This is a genomic window from Burkholderia sp. KBS0801 (assembly GCF_005937855.2).
In the GTDB taxonomy this organism is placed as follows: Bacteria; Pseudomonadota; Gammaproteobacteria; order Burkholderiales; family Burkholderiaceae; genus Burkholderia; species Burkholderia ambifaria.
On the sequence record NZ_CP042177.1, the window covers coordinates 619,075 to 636,248 of the forward strand.

16 protein-coding genes are annotated in these 17,174 nt (G+C 67.2%); 9 read left to right on the forward strand and 7 right to left on the reverse strand.

What is annotated here, in order from left to right; genetic code table 11:
• The first annotated feature begins 168 nt into the window (after window positions 1-168).
• The gene (locus tag FFI87_RS03020) at window positions 169-1,227 is read left to right on the forward strand and encodes a haloacid dehalogenase-like hydrolase (protein WP_138848257.1); all 1,059 of its coding nucleotides are present in this window, start codon (window positions 169-171) and stop codon (window positions 1,225-1,227) included.
• Window positions 1,228-1,291: 64 nt separating this feature from the next.
• On the opposite strand, the gene FFI87_RS03025 is transcribed toward FFI87_RS03020, so the two are convergent.
• Genes FFI87_RS03025 through thiL form a run of 3 tightly spaced genes read right to left on the reverse strand, consistent with a single transcriptional unit; the run spans window position 1,292 to window position 3,394 of the window.
• The gene (locus FFI87_RS03025) at window positions 1,292-1,792 is read right to left on the reverse strand and encodes a CinA family protein (RefSeq protein WP_012363065.1); all 501 of its coding nucleotides are present in this window, start codon (window positions 1,790-1,792) and stop codon (window positions 1,292-1,294) included.
• A gap of 32 nt (window positions 1,793-1,824) precedes the next feature.
• Complete coding sequence (locus FFI87_RS03030; RefSeq protein ID WP_138848256.1) at window positions 1,825-2,370, reverse strand: phosphatidylglycerophosphatase A; 546 nt, start codon at window positions 2,368-2,370, stop codon at window positions 1,825-1,827.
• Window positions 2,360-3,394, reverse strand: a complete 1,035-nt coding sequence (gene thiL, locus FFI87_RS03035; protein WP_105834708.1) for a thiamine-phosphate kinase — start codon at window positions 3,392-3,394, stop codon at window positions 2,360-2,362. Before thiL ends, FFI87_RS03030 begins: the two co-directional genes overlap by 11 nt.
• A 100-nt stretch (window positions 3,395-3,494) precedes the next feature.
• On the opposite strand from thiL, the gene FFI87_RS03040 reads away from it, so the two are divergent.
• From FFI87_RS03040 to FFI87_RS03050, 3 genes are all read left to right on the forward strand, one after another.
• Window positions 3,495-5,837, forward strand: coding sequence for an NADP-dependent malic enzyme (locus tag FFI87_RS03040; RefSeq protein WP_282959944.1), 2,343 nt, complete (start codon window positions 3,495-3,497; stop codon window positions 5,835-5,837).
• A 377-nt stretch (window positions 5,838-6,214) separates the two neighbouring features.
• Window positions 6,215-6,646, forward strand: a complete 432-nt coding sequence (locus tag FFI87_RS03045; protein WP_012363069.1) for a ribonuclease domain-containing protein — start codon at window positions 6,215-6,217, stop codon at window positions 6,644-6,646.
• 16 nt (window positions 6,647-6,662) lie between these two features.
• Window positions 6,663-7,226, forward strand: coding sequence for a barstar family protein (locus FFI87_RS03050; protein WP_006753300.1), 564 nt, complete (start codon window positions 6,663-6,665; stop codon window positions 7,224-7,226).
• Window positions 7,227-7,484: 258 nt separating this feature from the next.
• Here the strand turns inward: FFI87_RS03050 and FFI87_RS03055 are convergent, their stop codons facing one another.
• From FFI87_RS03055 to speE, 3 genes are all read right to left on the reverse strand, one after another.
• Window positions 7,485-8,252: a 16S rRNA (uracil(1498)-N(3))-methyltransferase gene (locus FFI87_RS03055; RefSeq protein ID WP_138848254.1), complete on the reverse strand. Its 768-nt coding sequence runs from the start codon at window positions 8,250-8,252 to the stop codon at window positions 7,485-7,487.
• A gap of 17 nt (window positions 8,253-8,269) precedes the next feature.
• Window positions 8,270-8,686 carry a VOC family protein gene (locus FFI87_RS03060; RefSeq protein WP_138848253.1) on the reverse strand — a complete coding sequence of 139 codons (417 nt, stop codon included), beginning with the start codon at window positions 8,684-8,686 and terminating at the stop codon, window positions 8,270-8,272.
• Window positions 8,687-8,877: 191 nt separating this feature from the next.
• Window positions 8,878-9,735, reverse strand: a complete 858-nt coding sequence (speE, locus tag FFI87_RS03065; protein ID WP_138848252.1) for a polyamine aminopropyltransferase — start codon at window positions 9,733-9,735, stop codon at window positions 8,878-8,880.
• Between the two features lie 216 nt (window positions 9,736-9,951).
• Here speE and tkt point away from each other — a divergent pair, with 216 nt between their 5' ends.
• Both tkt and gap read left to right on the forward strand, forming a co-directional pair.
• Window positions 9,952-12,024, forward strand: a complete 2,073-nt coding sequence (gene tkt / locus FFI87_RS03070; protein WP_012363073.1) for a transketolase — start codon at window positions 9,952-9,954, stop codon at window positions 12,022-12,024.
• Between the two features lie 88 nt (window positions 12,025-12,112).
• Window positions 12,113-13,123: a type I glyceraldehyde-3-phosphate dehydrogenase gene (gene gap, locus FFI87_RS03075; protein WP_006760300.1), complete on the forward strand. Its 1,011-nt coding sequence runs from the start codon at window positions 12,113-12,115 to the stop codon at window positions 13,121-13,123.
• Window positions 13,124-13,201: 78 nt separating this feature from the next.
• Here gap and FFI87_RS03080 read toward each other — a convergent pair whose 3' ends face one another.
• Window positions 13,202-13,921, reverse strand: a complete 720-nt coding sequence (locus FFI87_RS03080) for a FadR/GntR family transcriptional regulator (RefSeq protein WP_138848251.1) — start codon at window positions 13,919-13,921, stop codon at window positions 13,202-13,204.
• A 245-nt stretch (window positions 13,922-14,166) separates the two neighbouring features.
• On the opposite strand from FFI87_RS03080, the gene FFI87_RS03085 reads away from it, so the two are divergent.
• The 3 genes from FFI87_RS03085 (at window position 14,167) to FFI87_RS03095 (ending at window position 17,141) form a co-directional block, all read left to right on the forward strand.
• Window positions 14,167-15,489 carry a C4-dicarboxylate transporter DctA gene (locus FFI87_RS03085; RefSeq protein WP_012363076.1) on the forward strand — a complete coding sequence of 441 codons (1,323 nt, stop codon included), beginning with the start codon at window positions 14,167-14,169 and terminating at the stop codon, window positions 15,487-15,489.
• 105 nt (window positions 15,490-15,594) lie between these two features.
• Window positions 15,595-16,602: an allantoicase gene (alc, locus tag FFI87_RS03090; RefSeq protein WP_138848250.1), complete on the forward strand. Its 1,008-nt coding sequence runs from the start codon at window positions 15,595-15,597 to the stop codon at window positions 16,600-16,602.
• Window positions 16,603-16,616: 14 nt separating this feature from the next.
• The gene (locus FFI87_RS03095) at window positions 16,617-17,141 is read left to right on the forward strand and encodes an ureidoglycolate lyase (protein WP_012363078.1); all 525 of its coding nucleotides are present in this window, start codon (window positions 16,617-16,619) and stop codon (window positions 17,139-17,141) included.
• The last annotated feature ends 33 nt before the right edge of the window (window positions 17,142-17,174 follow it).

Sequence of the window (17,174 nt, forward strand, 5' to 3'; positions counted from 1 at the left end):
GGCCGCGCGCGTGCCTCCCGCGTGCCGCCCGCGCCTGCCGCATTGGCGCACGCGAACAACTTCCCGTCGCTTCCCACCGCATGCCCGCGCCGCAATCGCGCGATGCTGCCGGGGATCAGGCCCTCGTCATCGATTTGTCACCACACTGTCACGAAAGGGAGCGACGTCATGCCCAAGCTGTCCCGCCGTATTCTGAGCGCGCTTGCCGCGTCGTTGTGCGTGTCGTTCGCCCACGCGGCGGACCTGTCGCACTGGCCGGCGGACAGCGCGAAGGCGCTGAACGCGATGATCGCCGCCCATGCGAATCGCGGCGACTACGCGGTGTTCGACGCCGACAACACGACCTACCGCTACGACCTCGAGGAATCGCTGCTGCCGTATCTCGAGAACCGCGGCGTGCTCACGCGCGACTCGCTCGATCCGTCGCTGAAGCTGATCCCGTTCAAGGATTCCGCCGACTACAAGGAATCGCTGACGAGCTACTACTACCGGCTTTGTGAGATCGACGACCTGGTCTGCTACCCGTGGATCGCGCAGGCGTTCGCGGGGCTGTCGCTCGCGGACCTGAAGCGCCACGTCGATGCGATGCTCGCCGACGGCAAGCCGGTGCCGATCCGCTACTGGCAGGGCGACAAGGTCGTCGACGGCGCCGCGAACCCGCCGCGCTTCTTCCGCGGGATGCAGGAGCTGTACAACGCGCTGCGCGAGAACGGAATCGAGGTCTACGTGATGACCGCCGCGCACGAGGAGCTCGCGCGGCTCGTGCTGTCCGATCCGAAGTACGGCTACAACGTGAAGCCGCAGAACGTGATCGGCGTGACGACGCTGCTGCGCAACCCGGCGACAGGTGCGCTGACGACGTCGCGGCTGCAGATCAAGGCCGGCAAGTACGACGAGGCGGCGAACCGCAACCTCGTGATCACGCCGTTCCTGATGAACCCGATGACGTGGTACGAAGGCAAGCTCGGCTCGATCGTCGGCTGGATCGACCAGTGGAAGAAGCCGGTGCTCGTCGCGGGCGACACGCCGACGTCCGACGGCTACATGCTGCTGAATGCAACCGACGTCGCGCGCGGCGGCGTGCGCGTCTGGGTCAACAAGAAGGACAAGCAGATGGCGCAGATCCGCGCGTGGTCGGACGAATCGGCCGCGAAGCAGAAAGCGCTCGGCCTGCCGGTGACGGCGGACAAGAACTGGATCGTCGTGAGGCCCGACGCGATCCAGTAAGCGGGGAGGGGCGCAGGCCGCCGCTGCGGTTGCGGCGGCGAATCAGCGTTGGTTCGGCTTTCGATCAGCCTTCACGCTCGTCGAGCAGCTTCAGCAGCCCGCGCAGCGCATGCGCCGCGGCCTGCGTGCGAATCTGCTCGCGGTCGCCCTTGAACACGCGCGTCTCGACGTCGGTATGCAGCCGGTTGCTCCACGCGAACGACACGGTGCCGACCGGCTTTTTCTCGCTGCCGCCCGCCGGGCCGGCGATGCCGGTGACGGACAGCGCGACCTGCGCGCGGCTGTTGCGCAGCGCGCCTTCGGCCATCGCGCGCGCGACCGGCTCGCTGACGGCGCCGTGTTTGTCGATCAGGTCGGGCGGCACGCCGATCATCTCGATCTTGGCCTGGTTCGAATACGTGACGAAGCCGCGCTCGAACCACTGGCTGCTGCCGGAGATGTCGGTGATCGCCGCGGCGATCATGCCGCCCGTGCAGGATTCGGCGGTGGCGAGCGACAGGTGCTCGTCACGCAGCTTGTTGCCTGCGCGGATCGCAAGCTGATGGACGACGGAATCGGTTGGCATGCGCGTCGGGAAATGGGAGTCGGGAACAGCGGTCAGCTGACGGCGGAGCGCCACAGGGCGATCACGAGCAGCGTCATGAACGCGGCGATCAGGTCGTCGACCATGATGCCGAGCCCGCCTTTCACGCGACGATCGAAATAGCGGATCGGCGGCGGCTTGAGCATGTCGAAGCAGCGGAACACGACAAACGCCCACAGCTGGCCGATGAAGGTCGCGGGCGTGACGAACAGCATCACGAGCCAGATCGCGACGATTTCGTCCCAGACGACGGCGCCCGGATCGGTCGTGCCCATCCTGCGTGCGGTGAAGCCGGTGATCCACGTGCCGGCGACGAACCCGACCGCGATCAGCGCCCACCATTCGGGCACCGTCAGGTAGCGGTTCAGCACGACGAACGTCAGCCACCCGAACAGCGAGCCGAACGTGCCGGGCATGAACGGCGCGAGCCCGCTGCCGAAGCCGAGCGACACGATGTGTGCCGGATGCGACAGCATGAAGCGCACGGTGGCGCGCTGCGGCGCGTTCCGGGCGGCGCCGGGCGCGGCCGCGTTCGGTGCGGTCGTCGGATCAGTCTGCATGGAAGTGGTCGAAACCGTGCAACGTGAGAGTCAGGGGCGTGCCGGCGGCGTCGCGCCACGCGATCGCGGGCTGCTCCGACGGCGAGGACAACGCATGTATTGTACCGACTCGCGTGACCCGAACGCCGCTGCTTGCGCCCGCCGCCTCGACCGCCGCGCGGGCCGCGGCCGGTGCCGTGAAGCACAGTTCGTAGTCGTCGCCGCCGGCCAGCGTGCAGCGTCGCTGCACGTCGGGCGGCAGCGTCGCGAGCGCGGCCGAGCGCGGCACCGCGTCGGCGTCGATGTCGGCGCGCACGTTCGAGCGGGTCAGGATGTGCTGAAGGTCGCCGGCGAGGCCGTCCGAGATGTCGAGCGCCGCATGCGCGACGCCCGCGAGTGCCATCCCGAGCGCGATGCGCGGCTCGGGACGCTCGAGCGCCTGCCGGAACGCGGCGGCTTCGGCCGCGCCGGCGCTCCATTCGCCGCGCGCGAGGCCGAGCCCCGCGCGGGCGTCGCCGAGCGTGCCGGACACCCAGACGTCGTCGCCGTCGCGCGCGGCATCGCGCCGCAGCGCCGCATCCGGCGCGACTTCACCGAACACGGTCACGCACAGGTTCAGCGGCCCGCTCGTCGTGTCGCCGCCGATCAGCTCGCAGCCGAACCGTTCGGCGAGCGCGAACAGCCCGTTGCTGAACGCCTCGAGCCACGCGGCGTCGGCGCGCGGCAGCGCGCACGCGAGCGTGAACGCGCGCGGCTCGGCGCCCATCGCCGCGAGATCCGACAGGTTGACCGCGAGCGTCTTGTGGCCGAGCGCGTCGGGCGCGACATCGGCAAAGAAATGGCGGCCTTCGACCAGCATGTCCGTCGAAATGGCCAGCAATTTTCCGGATCGCGGCGCGATCAGCGCGCAATCGTCACCGATGCCGAGCGTCGACGCACGGGCCCCACGGGCCGCGCGGCGCGCGAAGAAGCGATCGATCAGCGAAAACTCGGACAAGGCGGCTGGCACGGCGGACGGACCCGGAAGCGGTGAAAGGAACGGCATTGTACGCAGCGAACGGCGCCGTTCCTGCACCGTTCAGACCATTTTTGTCGCGGCTGTCGCACCCGAATCGCCGGTCTGGCGGCCTTGGATTGGCGCTACAATGCCGTCGAACAGTTATTCTAATCCGCCCGCCAAGAGACACATGTCGACCCAAGCCTCCTCCAAAGCCAAGCTCCGCGAAGCCGCTCTCGATTATCACGAATTCCCGACTCCCGGGAAGATCGCGATCGCCCCCACCAAGCAGATGATCAACCAGCGCGACCTGGCGCTCGCGTATTCGCCGGGCGTCGCGTATGCGTGCGAGGAGATCGTCGAGAACCCGCTGAACGCCGCGCGCTTCACCGCGCGCAGCAACCTCGTCGGCGTGGTCACGAACGGCACCGCGGTGCTCGGGCTCGGCAACATCGGCCCGCTCGCGTCGAAGCCGGTGATGGAAGGCAAGGCCGTCCTGTTCAAGAAGTTCGCCGGCATCGACGTGTTCGACATCGAACTGAACGAGTCGGACCCGCACAAGCTGGTCGACGTGATCGCCGCGCTGGAGCCGACCTTCGGCGGGATCAACCTGGAAGACATCAAGGCGCCGGACTGCTTCATCGTCGAGCGCGAAGCGCGCAAGCGGATGAAGATTCCGGTGTTCCACGACGACCAGCACGGCACCGCGATCGTCGTGGCCGCGGCCGTCACGAACGGCCTGAAGGTCGTCGGCAAGGACATCAAGAAGGTGAAGCTCGTCGCGTCGGGCGCCGGTGCGGCCGCGCTCGCGTGTCTGGACCTGCTGGTCGATATCGGGCTGCCGATCGAGAACATCCTGGTGACCGACCTGGCCGGCGTGGTCTACAAGGGCCGCACCGAGCTGATGGATCCGGACAAGGAGCGTTTCGCGCGCGAAACCGAAGCCCGTACGCTGGCCGAGGTGATCGAAGGCGCGGACATCTTCCTCGGCCTGTCGGCTGCAGGCGTGCTGAAGCAGGACATGGTGAAGGGCATGGCCGAGCGTCCGCTGATCCTCGCGCTCGCGAACCCGACACCGGAAATCCTGCCGGAACTGGCGCTCGAAGTGCGCCCGGACGCCGTGCTGGCCACCGGCCGCACCGACTATCCGAACCAGGTCAACAACGTCCTGTGCTTCCCGTTCATCTTCCGCGGTGCGCTCGACGTCGGCGCGACGACCATCACGCGTGAAATGGAGATCGCGGCCGTCAACGCGATCGCCGAACTCGCGCAGCAGGAGCAGAGCGACATCGTCGCGACCGCGTACGGCATTCAGGACCTGTCGTTCGGGCCCGAATACCTGATTCCGAAGCCGTTCGATCCGCGCCTGATCGTCAAGATCGCGCCGGCCGTCGCGCAGGCCGCGATGGACGGCGGCGTCGCGACGCGTCCGATCGAGGACATGGAGGCGTACCGCGTTCACCTGCAGCAGTTCGTGTATCACAGCGGTACGACGATGAAGCCGATCTTCCAGATCGCGCGCGCCGCGCCGGCAGAGAAGAAGCGCGTGGTGTTCGCGGAGGGCGAGGAAGAGCGCGTGTTGCGCGCCGTTCAGATCATCGTCGACGAGAAGCTCGCGACACCGATCCTGATCGGCCGCCCGTCGGTGATCGAGCACCGTATCCAGCGCTACGGCCTGCGCCTCACGCCGGGCACCGATTTCACGGTCGTCAACACCGAGCACGACGAGCGCTACCGCGATTTCTGGCAGACGTACTACAAGATGATGTCGCGCAAGGGCATCAGCGAGCAGCTGGCGCGCGTCGAGATGCGCCGCCGCACGACGCTGATCGGCTCGATGCTGGTGAAGAAGGGTGAAGCGGACGGGATGATCTGCGGCACGATCAGCACGACGCACCGCCACCTGCACTTCATCGACCAGGTGATCGGCAAGCGCCCGGGCTGCAGCGTGTACGCGGCGATGAACGGCCTCGTGCTGCCGGGTCGCCAGATTTTCCTGGTCGATACGCACGTGAACGTCGATCCGACGCCGGAGGAGCTCGCCGAGATCACGATCATGGCCGCGGAAGAAGTGCGCCGGTTCGGCATCGAGCCGAAGGTCGCGCTGGTGTCGCACTCGAATTTCGGCACGAGCAATGCCCCTTCGGCGAAGAAGATGCGCGATACGCTCGCGATCCTGCAGGAACGCGCGCCGGAGCTGAAGGTCGACGGCGAAATGCACGGCGACGTGGCGCTCGACGCGGCGCTGCGCAAGGAAATCCTGCCGGAATCGACGCTCGAAGGCGATGCGAACCTGCTGATCCTGCCGAACATCGACGCCGCGAACATCGCGTACAACCTGCTGAAGACGGCCGCCGGCAACAATATCGCGATCGGGCCGATCCTGCTGGGCGCGGCCCAGCCGGTGCATGTGCTGACCGAATCGGCGACGGTTCGCCGCATCGTCAACATGGCGGCGCTGCTGGTCGCCGACGTGAACGCCGCACGCTGAGCCGGGATGAACGCGCGGCGCCGGTAGACCGGTGCCGTGCGTCGGGCGAAATTGTAAACAAAAGCAAAAAGAGGCGTGCCCGCAAGGGGCACGCCGTCAGGTAGGGCGCAAACGCGCTTCCTATAAGCAACAGCAGCATCTCTCCACTCCGGGTAGCGAGCGTGGCAAGGAGGCAGGGTCTTGCCATGCGAGAGATGCCGCGCGTATTTTATCCTATGTAAGATAAATGTAGTCTAATTTCGGTAAGAAATGCGCGATTCCGGGCGCCGCGAGGCTTTCGATTCCCAAACGAACATTGATTCGCAAGGACAATAGCGCTACGCTAACGCCTTTGGTTGGTCGTCAACTACTTGATTTAACAGCGGGAACCCTGGTTCATGGCACGCAAGTGGCTCCGCAACGGCGCGCTGGCGTCCGTCTTCGCGATGTTCGCGATGGGTATCGTCGGTACACCGACGGGCAGTCTGGTTTCCGCCGCTTACGCACGGCAGGCCGTTTCGGCCGACCTGGCCGTCGGCGGGGTCGATACGATCCCGACCGCCCGTCTGCCGCGCGAGGCCGCGACCACGCTTGGCCTGATCGGCGCCGGTGGCCCCTATCCGTACGAGAAAGACGGCGTCGTCTTCGGCAACCGCGAGCGGATCCTGCCGAAGGCGAAGCGCGGCTACTACCACGAGTACACGGTGCCGACGCCGCGCGCACGCAATCGCGGCGCGCGCCGCATCGTCTGTGGCGGGCCGTTGCGCCGGATCGACAACTGTTATTACACGGACGACCACTACAACAGTTTTAAACGTATTGTTGAATGACTTCGGGATGAATGGCATGAGCGACTCCATCTACGCGCACGACACGGCGGGGGCGGAACTGTTCGCGGCCGGCGACGGCAATCTGTTCCAGCGCGTGATGCAACTACACGCGGTGGCACAGGCTGGCGGCGCGTCGGAGCAACAGGAAGCCGAGCCCGGGCTTTCATCGAACGAGGAGCCTATGAGCCTTTTCACGACCGTGCGACCCAACCTCGTGCAGTCGATCCGCGCGTTCCGCGTGCAGGATCTCGCCGACGAAGCCAGCCGGCTCGGCCAGCATTTCCTGTACGCGTATTGCGGCGCAGCGCAGTCGAAGCAGGAGGTGATGGAGACGATCGCGACGTCGTTCCTGTTTCCGAAGCATTTCGGGAAGAACTACGACGCGCTGTACGACTGCCTGACCGACCTCGTCGCGAAGGCCGGCGCGCAGCCCGGTTTCGTGATCGTCCTCGAAGGGCTGCCGATCGCGCAGAAATTCGACAAGGAAGGGCGCGAGACGCTGCTCGACGTGTTCCGCGAAGCCGCCGAGTTCTGGGCCGAGCGCAAGGTCGCGTTCCGCGTGTTCTATTCGTTCGCGTAAGCACGTACCCATCGGCCGCGCACCTGCGGCCGTTCTGCCGAAAAGCCCGCGTCGAGCGGGCTTTTTTGCGTCCGCGCGCCGCCGGCGGCACGGTGCGGCGCGTCGTTCACCGGCATCGGCCGGACGGATCGCCGAGCGACAAGTCGCGATAAGCGGCAGCATGCCCGCGAGGGCGCCGGGCGCGTAGCGCGGCCGCGGCGCCGCGATGGGCGGATCGGGAAGTGCCGTGCCCCGTCGGGGTCCGGCACGGCCCGGTCGTTACCACCCGCCCCAGCGTGCCGCGAGCGCGGCGAGCACGGCCGCGCCGGCCGTTTCGGTGCGCAGCACGCGTGGCCCGAGCGACAACGCCGTGAACCCGTGCGCGCGGGCCGCGTTTTCTTCGTCCGGCGACAGACCGCCTTCCGGCCCGATCAGCAGCGTGACTTCAGCCGCGGGCGGCGCGTCGGGCAGCGACGCGAACGGGACGCTCGCGCGCGGCGACAGCAGCAGCCGCAGCTCGCCGTCGGCCGACGCGGCCGGCAGCGTGTCGAGCCACGCGCCGAAGCCGCGTACCGGCGCGACGTCGGGCACGCGGTTGCGTCCGCACTGTTCGCACGACGCGCGCACGACGCCGCGCCAGTGCGCGACGCGCTTGTCCGCGCGCTCGCCCGACAGTTTCACGACGCCGCGCGCGGTCGACAGCGGCACGACCGCCGCGACGCCGAGCTCGACGGCTTTCTCGATGACCCAGTCCATCTTGTCGCCGCCGGCGATGCCCTGCGCGAGCGTCACGCGATACGGCGGCTCGGCCTCGGCCGGGTCGAACGCCTCGATCTGCGCGAGCGCGTTGCGCTTGTCGATCTCGACGAGCCGCGCGCGGTACTGGCCGCCGCTGCCGTCGAACAGTGCGAGCGTGTCGCCGGGCTGCAGCCGCAGCACCTGCGCGTGACGCGCGACCTCGGCCGGCAGCGTGAGCGTCGCATCGGCGCGCAGCGCCGCTTCGACGAAGAAACGCGGCACGGCCGCGGTGGTGGTGGCTTCACTCATGTTGGGCGCGGCTCCGTTCATGCGCTCAGGCGGCAACCGAGCGCCCACCGGTAGCCGTTGAGATCCTCGACCTGTGCGAAGCGGTCGCCCCAGAACTGGTCCTGCGGCGCGGTCAGCGACTTCGCACCCGCGTCGAGCGCGCGCTGCCAGGTCGTGTCGACGTCGTCGACATACAGATAGAACGACTGCGGGGCGGTTGCGTCCGCACTCTTCGGCGTGAGCGCGGTCGAGCCGAATGCGCCTTCGGGCGCGAACATCACGATCAGCTGCCCGCGGTAGGTCATCTCGACGTGCATGATCGCGCCGTCCTCGTCGTGGACGTCGCGCAGCTCGAAGCCGAATGCGGCTTTGAAGAATTCGATGGCCGCCTGCGCATTGCGCACGGCCAGGTAGGGTGTCAACCAAGGCACGTTGGCCGGACGTGGATCGGTCATGAAAATCTCCTGTCGAACGGTGTTGGCGCTTGAGCGGCTACGCCGGCCCATGCTTTGCGGTCCAACGGGTATTGGCGCACGGGCGCCCGGTCCCGCGCCATGTCGCGGATACCGAGGCAGGCCGTGCGCGTCGCAGATCGAGCGCGGTAAACGCGCGATCAACCTGCGGAACGATGCGTTCGCCCGTCAGCTCAGCGGCGAACGCCCAGTGTATCGCGCAGCGCGCACGGCAGGGCAAAGAGGGCCGCATGAAGTCGCGCATCGTAGTAGCGCAATCCCTGCACGCGGCGTGCGGCGAGGCGTTCGTCGACGTCGTGCGCGAACAGCGCGGCCGCATCGAGCGTATCGCTCGCGATCGCCATCAGCCATTGGGAGCCGTAGAGCGGCACATGAGCGGACAGCGGATCGACGAACGCGAAGCTCGCGCGCAGGTCGTCGAGCAGCGCGGCGATGCGCGCAGCGTGGAACACCGGCGAGCCGAGGTGCATCGAGATCGCGCCGCGCGGCGTGAGGATCCGCTTGAGCTGCGCGTAGAACTCGCGCGTATAGAGGCCGGCCGCGGGCGAATCGGGCGGCGTGAGGTCGAACACGACGAGATCGAAATGCTCGATGGTCGACGTGACGAAATGCGCGGCGTCGCCGATCACGACCTCGACGCGCGGGTCGTCGAGTGCGCCCTGGTGCACGTCGTCGAGATAGCGGCGCGCCATGCCGACCACTTCGTCGTCGAGCTCAGCGACGACGACCCGCTCGATGCACGCGTGCTTGAGCAACTGGCGCGCGGCGCCGCCGTCGCCGCCGCCGAGCACGAGCGCCTTCCTCGGGCACGGATGCGCGAGCGCGGCCGGGTGGGTCATGCACTCGTGATACACGAATTCGTCGCCGACCGACGTCATCGGCCGGCCGTCCAGCGTAAACAGGCGGCCGAGCTGCGGCGTTTCCCAGACTTCGATGCGCTGGTGCGGCGACGCGACGTGCGCGAGCCGGCGTGCGTTGGGGAAGCCGTAGGCGGCGTTGGGGGTGGGATGGAAGAGGAGAGTCGTGCTCACGGGTGGGCCGCCGGGGGCGGGGAGTTCCGACGCCTGAATTATAGGAGGCGCGCGGTTGTACGGAAAAGCGTGCCGGAACACCGCGTATCGACAAGGGAAATGTCGGCCCATCTGTTAAAATGACGAGCTTTGCAGCCCCGTCCGTAGGCTCCGTCCGCTTCGCGTCCGTCAGGCGCCGCACCGCGCGCCGGGAACGATTGACGCTCGAGCTTCCGGATGCCGCCGTGCCCCCGTTTCCTCGACTCGTTCTCCGGACTCGACATGACGACTTCGTCTCCCGCCTCTACCACTCTGATGGCCAACGCGATCCGTGCGCTCGCGATGGACGCCGTCCAGCAAGCGAACTCCGGCCACCCCGGCATGCCGATGGGCATGGCCGAAATCGGCGTTGCGCTCTGGTCGCGCCACCTGAAGCACAACCCGACGAACCCGCACTGGGCAGACCGCGACCGTTTCGTGCTGTCGAACGGCCACGGCTCGATGCTGCTGTACTCGCTGCTGCACCTGACCGGCTACGACCTGCCGATCGAAGAGCTGAAGAACTTCCGCCAGCTGCACTCGAAGACGCCGGGCCACCCGGAATATGGCATTACGCCGGGTGTCGAGACGACCACCGGCCCGCTCGGCCAGGGTCTCGCGAACGCGGTCGGCATGGCGCTCGGCGAAGCGCTGATGGCCGACGAGTTCAACCGTGACGGCGCGAAGATCGTCGATCACCACACGTACGTGTTCCTCGGCGACGGCTGCCTGATGGAAGGCATCTCGCACGAAGCCTGCTCGCTCGCGGGCACGCTGAAGCTGAACAAGCTGATCGCGCTGTACGACGACAACGGCATCTCGATCGACGGCGACGTCGTCAACTGGTTCCACGACGACACGCCGAAGCGCTTCGAAGCATACGGCTGGAACGTGATCCCGAACGTGAACGGCCACGACGTCGACGCGGTCGACGCGGCCATCGCGAAGGCGAAGCTGTCGGACAAGCCGACGCTGATCTGCTGCAAGACGGTGATCGGCAAGGGCGCGGCGACCAAGGCCGGCGGCCACGACGTGCACGGCGCGGCGCTCGGCGCGGAAGAAATCGCGAAGACGCGCGAAGCGCTCGGCTGGAAGTGGGAGCCGTTCGTGATTCCGCAGGAAGTCTATGCGGCGTGGGATGCGAAGGAAGCCGGCAAGCGTGCCGAGACCGAATGGGACGCGACGTTCGCGCAATATCGCGAGAAATTCCCGGCGCAAGCCGCCGAATTCGAGCGCCGGATGGCCAACCAGCTGCCGGCCGACTGGGCCGAGAAGGCCGCGGCGATCATCGCCGGCGCGAACGAGCGTGCCGAGACGGTCGCGACCCGCAAGGCGTCGCAACAGGCCATCGAAGGGCTCGCCGCCGTACTGCCGGAACTGCTGGGCGGCTCGGCCGACCTGACCGGCTCGAACCTGACCAACTGGAAGGCATCGAAGGCGGTGCGCGCGAATCCGGAAGGCGCGGGCGTGCTGCTCGGCAACCACATCAACTACGGCGTGCGCGAATTTGGCATGAGCGCCGCGCTCAACGGCCTCGCGCTGCACGGCGGCCACAAGCCGTTCGGCGGCACGTTCCTGACGTTCTCCGACTACAGCCGCAACGCGCTGCGCGTCGCGGCGCTGATGAAGGTCCCGACGATCTTCGTGTTCACGCACGATTCGATCGGCCTCGGCGAAGACGGCCCGACGCACCAGTCGATCGAGCACGTGTCGAGCCTGCGCCTGATCCCGAACCTCGACGTGTGGCGTCCGGCCGACACGGTCGAGACGGCCGTCGCATGGACCCACGCCGTGGCTGCCGACCGTCCGTCGAGCTTGATCTTCAGCCGCCAGAACCTCGCGTTCAACCCGCGTACCGATGCGCAGATCGCGAACATCGAGAAGGGCGGCTACGTGCTGAAGGACTGGGACGAAGAGATCGTCGCGCGCAAGATCATCCTGATCGCGACGGGCTCGGAAGTCGAGCTCGCGATGAAGGCCGTCGAGCCCCTCGCGCAGCAGGGCATCGCGGCCCGCGTCGTGTCGATGCCGTCGACCAACGTGTTCGATCGCCAGGACGCCGAATACCGCGAACGCGTGCTGCCGCACGGCGTGCGCCGCGTCGCGATCGAAGCGGGCGTGACGAGCTTCTGGCACAAGTACGTCGGCCTCGAAGGCGGCGTCGTCGGGATCGACACGTTCGGTGAATCGGCACCGGCCGGCGTGCTGTTCAAGTACTTCGGTTTCACCGTCGAGCACGTCGTCGAGACCGCGAAGGCCGTGCTGGCCTGAAAGCATACGCGACGCGCGCCACCCGTCGCGCGCGTCGCACCGTGAAGCTGCACGTAACTAATTTTTTTCAGCCATCAGGAGATAGACCATGACGATCCGCGTCGCAATCAACGGCTACGGCCGCATCGGCCGCAACACGCTGCGCGCGTTTTATGAAAACGGCAAGAAGCACGATCTCGAGATCGTCGCGATCAACGACCTGGGCGACGCGAAGACCAACGCGCACCTGACCCAGTACGACACCGCGCACGGCAAGTTCCCGGGCGACGTGTCGGTCGACGGCGACTACCTCGTCGTGAACGGCGACAAGATCCGCGTGCTGGCCAACCGCAACCCGGCGGAACTGCCGTGGGGCGAGCTCGGCGTCGACGTCGTGATGGAATGCACGGGCTTCTTCACGACGAAGGAAAAGGCGAGCGCGCACCTGAAGGGCGGCGCGAAGAAGGTGATCATCTCGGCGCCGGGCGGCAAGGACGTCGATGCAACGATCGTCTACGGCGTGAACCACGACGTACTGAAGGCCGAGCACACCGTCATCTCGAACGCATCGTGCACGACGAACTGCCTCGCGCCGCTCGTCAAGCCGCTGAACGACCGGATCGGCCTCGAAACCGGCCTGATGACGACGATCCACGCTTACACGAACGACCAGGTGCTGACCGACGTCTATCACGAAGACCTGCGTCGCGCGCGTTCGGCCACCCACAGCCAGATCCCGACGAAGACGGGCGCTGCATCGGCCGTCGGCCTCGTGCTGCCGGAACTGAACGGCAAGCTCGACGGCTACGCGATCCGCGTCCCGACGATCAACGTGTCGATCGTCGACCTGTCGTTCATCGCCAAGCGCGACACGACGGTCGAGGAAGTCAACGCGATCATGAAGGAAGCATCGGAAGGCGCGCTGAAGGGCATCCTCGGCTACAACGACGCGCCGCTGGTGTCGATCGACTTCAACCACAACCCGGCTTCGTCGACGTTCGACGCCACGCTGACCAAGGTGTCGGGCCGCCTCGTCAAGGTGTCGAGCTGGTACGACAACGAGTGGGGTTTCTCGAACCGCATGCTGGATACGGCAGTCGCGTTCGCGAACGCGAAGTAATCCCGCACGTTGCGTGGCCGCCGTAAGGCGGCCTGCGCGGCGAACGAGCCCGGCCCGGTTTTCCCGGCCGGGCTTTTTTTATTTCACGGGAAGGGCCGCGACGGTGCCGGCGGACGGCGTCGGGAAGAAGATGCCCGCGCGCTGCGCGGCGTTCGCGATGTGCGTCTCGATCGCGAGGCCGGCCGCGGCCGCATCGCGGGCGATCAGCGCGTCGAGGATCGCGCGGTGCTCGTGCCACGTCGACAGCAGCAGCTCGCGCCGGTAGAACGGCATGCGCTGGCTTTCCTTCATGATGTCCGCGCTGCTGCGCAGCACCGACTCGATCGCCGCGTTGCCGGCGAGATGGATGATCCGCATGTGGAAGTCGAAGTCGAGCCGCGACGCTTCGTCCAGCTCGCTGTCGGTGAGCGCGACGTGGAGCTCGGCGAGGTTGTCCTCGAACCACGCGATGTCGTCGTCGCTGACGACGTGTGCGGCCATGCGCGCGGCGAACCCTTCGAGCGCATAGCGCATCTGGTACGTGTCGGGCGGCGACGACTGCTCGGCGAACTGCCACGGATGGGCGGCGCTCGCCTGCGCGCTTTCGACATAGACGCCCTTGCCGGCGCGGATGCGCAGCATCCCGAGCGCCTCGAGCGTGGAGAGCGCCTCGCGCAGCGACGCACGGCTGATCTCCAGCTCTTCGGAGAGCTGGCGCTGGGCCGGCAGCAGGCTGCCGACCGGATAGACGCCTGCCTCGATCCGGTCGCGGATCGTCGCGATGGCGGCGTCGGTCACGGTGTGCGGAACGTTTTTCATGGTGTGAGCGTTTGGCCGGTCTGACCGGCATTGTAATCCGCACGCGTGCGGTGCATGGGCGCCCTACGGGTAAGCCACGATCGGCCCCTGTTTGGTGCGCCGGAAATTCGGGGCGATGGGGGCGGGAAATCCCTATTTTGATCGTCCTTGACGCCACTATATCGGCTTCCTACTATCCACCATAACATCACTGGTCTTACCAGTATGAACAGACGAAACTGCAACCGTTGGATCGGGAGAGCGCCGTGTCGAAATTCCTCAATTCGCTGTTTGGCCGGGTAGTCGTCGCATTGATACTGGGGGTCGCGCTCGGCGCGTTCTTCCCGCATTTCGCCGAGTCGCTGCGACCGCTCGGCGACGGCTTCCTGAAGCTCATCAAGATGGTCATCGGCCCGATCGTGTTCTGCGTCGTGGTGAGCGGGATGGCCAATGCGGGCGACCTGAAGAAGGTCGGCCGGGTCGGCCTGAAGGCCGTCATCTACTTCGAGGTGATGACCACGCTCGCGCTCGGCATCGGGCTCGTCCTCGCGTGGCTCACGCGCCCGGGCGTCGGGATGAACATCGACCTGCGCTCGCTCGATGCAGCGTCGCTCTCGTCGTACGCGAAGAACGCCGAAAGCCTGAAGGACACGGCCGGCTACCTGATGAAGATCATCCCCGAGACCGCGATCGACGCGTTCGCGAAGGGCGACATCCTGCAGATCCTCGTGTTCGCGGTGCTGTTCGGCTCCGCGCTGTCGCTGCTCGGCGACAAGGCGCAGCGCGTGAACAGCCTGATCGAGGAACTGTCGCACGTGTTCTTCCGCATCATCGGCTTCATCATCAAGCTCGCGCCGCTCGGCGTGCTCGGTGCGATCGCGTTCACGACCGGCAAGTACGGCGTCTCGTCGCTCAAGCAGCTCGGCTACCTCGTCGCGGTGTTCTACCTGAGCTGCATCGTGTTCGTCACGGTCGTGCTCGGCGTGGTGATGCGTCTCGCGGGCTTCTCGGTGTTCAAGCTGATCCGCTACCTGCGCGAGGAACTGTCGATCGTGCTCGGCACGGCATCGTCGGACGCGGTGCTGCCGCAGGTGATGAGCAAGCTCGAATACATGGGCATCAAGGATTCGACGGTCGGCCTCGTGATCCCGACCGGCTATTCGTTCAACCTCGACGGCTTCTCGATCTACCTGACGCTCGCCGTGCTGTTCATCGCGCAGGCCACCAACACGCCGCTGTCCACGCATGACCTGATCGTCGTGCTGCTCGTGTCGCTCGTCACGTCGAAGGGCGCGCACGGGATTCCAGGCTCGGCGATCGTGATCCTCGCGGCGACGCTGTCGGCGATTCCCGCGATTCCGGTGCTCGGCCTCGTGCTGATCCTGCCGGTCGACTGGTTCGTCGGCATCGCCCGCGCGCTGACCAACCTGATCGGCAACTGCGTCGCGACGGTGGTCGTCGCGGTGTGGGAGAACGACATCGACCGGGCCCGCGCGACGCGCGTGCTGAACCGCGAGTTGCGCTACGTGGCGGTCGACGCGCAGGGCAGCAGCGCACCGGTCGGCGGCGACCAGGCTCACGCGCTCTGAGCGTCACGCGCGCGCGGCGGCTTGCCCCGGCTGCTGCGCGCGATCGAATTTCCCGCGGCCCGCGCCACGACGCGCCGGCCCATCTCAAAAAATAGTGGAGACGACATGGCAGCCCCCATCCTCGATCCGAACGCGCCGGCTTTCACGCGGCGCTACATGAACCTCGCCGACCCGCGCCTGGGCGCGCAGGCGCTCTTCGCGAGCGACGAATTCTTCGCGCCGAAGGAGCGCATGCTCAATCCCGAGCCGGCCGTCTTCATTCCCGGCAAGTACGACGATCACGGCAAATGGATGGACGGCTGGGAAACGCGCCGCAAGCGCACCACTGGCCACGACTTCTGCGTGGTCCGGCTCGCGCGGCCGGGCGTGATTTGCGGCGTCGATCTCGATACGAGCCACTTCACCGGCAACTTCCCGCCGGCTGCGTCGATCGACGCCTGCGCGGTGGATGGCGACACGCCGCCGGACGACGCCGAATGGCGCACGATCGTCCCCGCGACGACGCTGCAGGGCAATTCGCATCACTATGTCGGGGTCGACGACGCGCAACCGTTCACGCACCTGCGCGTGAACCTGTATCCGGACGGCGGGCTCGCGCGCTTGCGCGTGTACGGCCAGCCGCAGCGCGACTGGCGCCACGTGCCGACGGGCGAGCTCGTCGATCTCGCGGCGATCGAGAACGGCGGCTACCTGGTGGCCGCGAACAACCAGCACTTCGGCCCGGCCTCGCAGATGCTGATGCCGGGGCGCGGCGCGAACATGGGCGACGGCTGGGAAACGCGGCGCCGCCGCGAGCCCGGCAACGACTGGGCGATCGTCGCGCTGGCACGGCCGGGCATCATCCGGCGCGTCGAGGTCGATACGGCGTTCTTCAAGGGCAACTTCCCCGATCGCTGTTCGCTACAGGCCGCGCGGGTCGCGGGCGGCACCGACGACTCGCTCGTCACGCAGGCGATGTTCTGGGCCGAACTGCTCGGCGAGCAGAAGCTGCAGATGGACCACGTTCATACGTTCGACCAGCTCGCGGCACTCGGCCCCGTCACGCACGTGCGCTTCAACATCTTCCCGGACGGCGGCGTGTCGCGCTTGCGTCTGTGGGGCGAGCCGGCTTGAAGGAGGGCAACGGCATGAGCGGACCCCATATCCTGCGCGTCGAGCGCCTGACCCGCGAAGCGTTCGCGCCGTTCGGCGACGTGATCGCGCTCGAAGGCGCGCGGCATTTCCCGATCAACGGCGGCACCACCGAGCGCTTCCACGATCTCGCGACGATCGACGTCTGCGCGGACGGCGGCCGGCCGCTCGTCAGCGTGTTTCGTGCGCAGCCGCGCGCGCTGCCGGTCGCGATCACGCTGATGGAGCGCCATCCGCACGGCAGCCAGGCGTTCATTCCGCTCGCGGCCGTGTCGCGCTATGCGATCGTCGTCGCGCCGGCCGGCGAGTTCCGGCCCGACGCGATGCGCGCGTTCCTGGCCGAAGGCTGGCAGGGCGTGAATTACGCGAAGGGCGTCTGGCACCATCCGCTGCTCGCGCTCGACGCGGTCAGCGACTTCGTGATCGTCGACCGCGGCGGCCCGCAGCCGAACTGCGACGAGATTCCGCTCGACGACGCATGGGCGCTCGAGTTCGAGCCGGCCTGCGCGAGCGCGACCTGACGCACGGCGAGCGGCATCAGGCGCCGATCACCG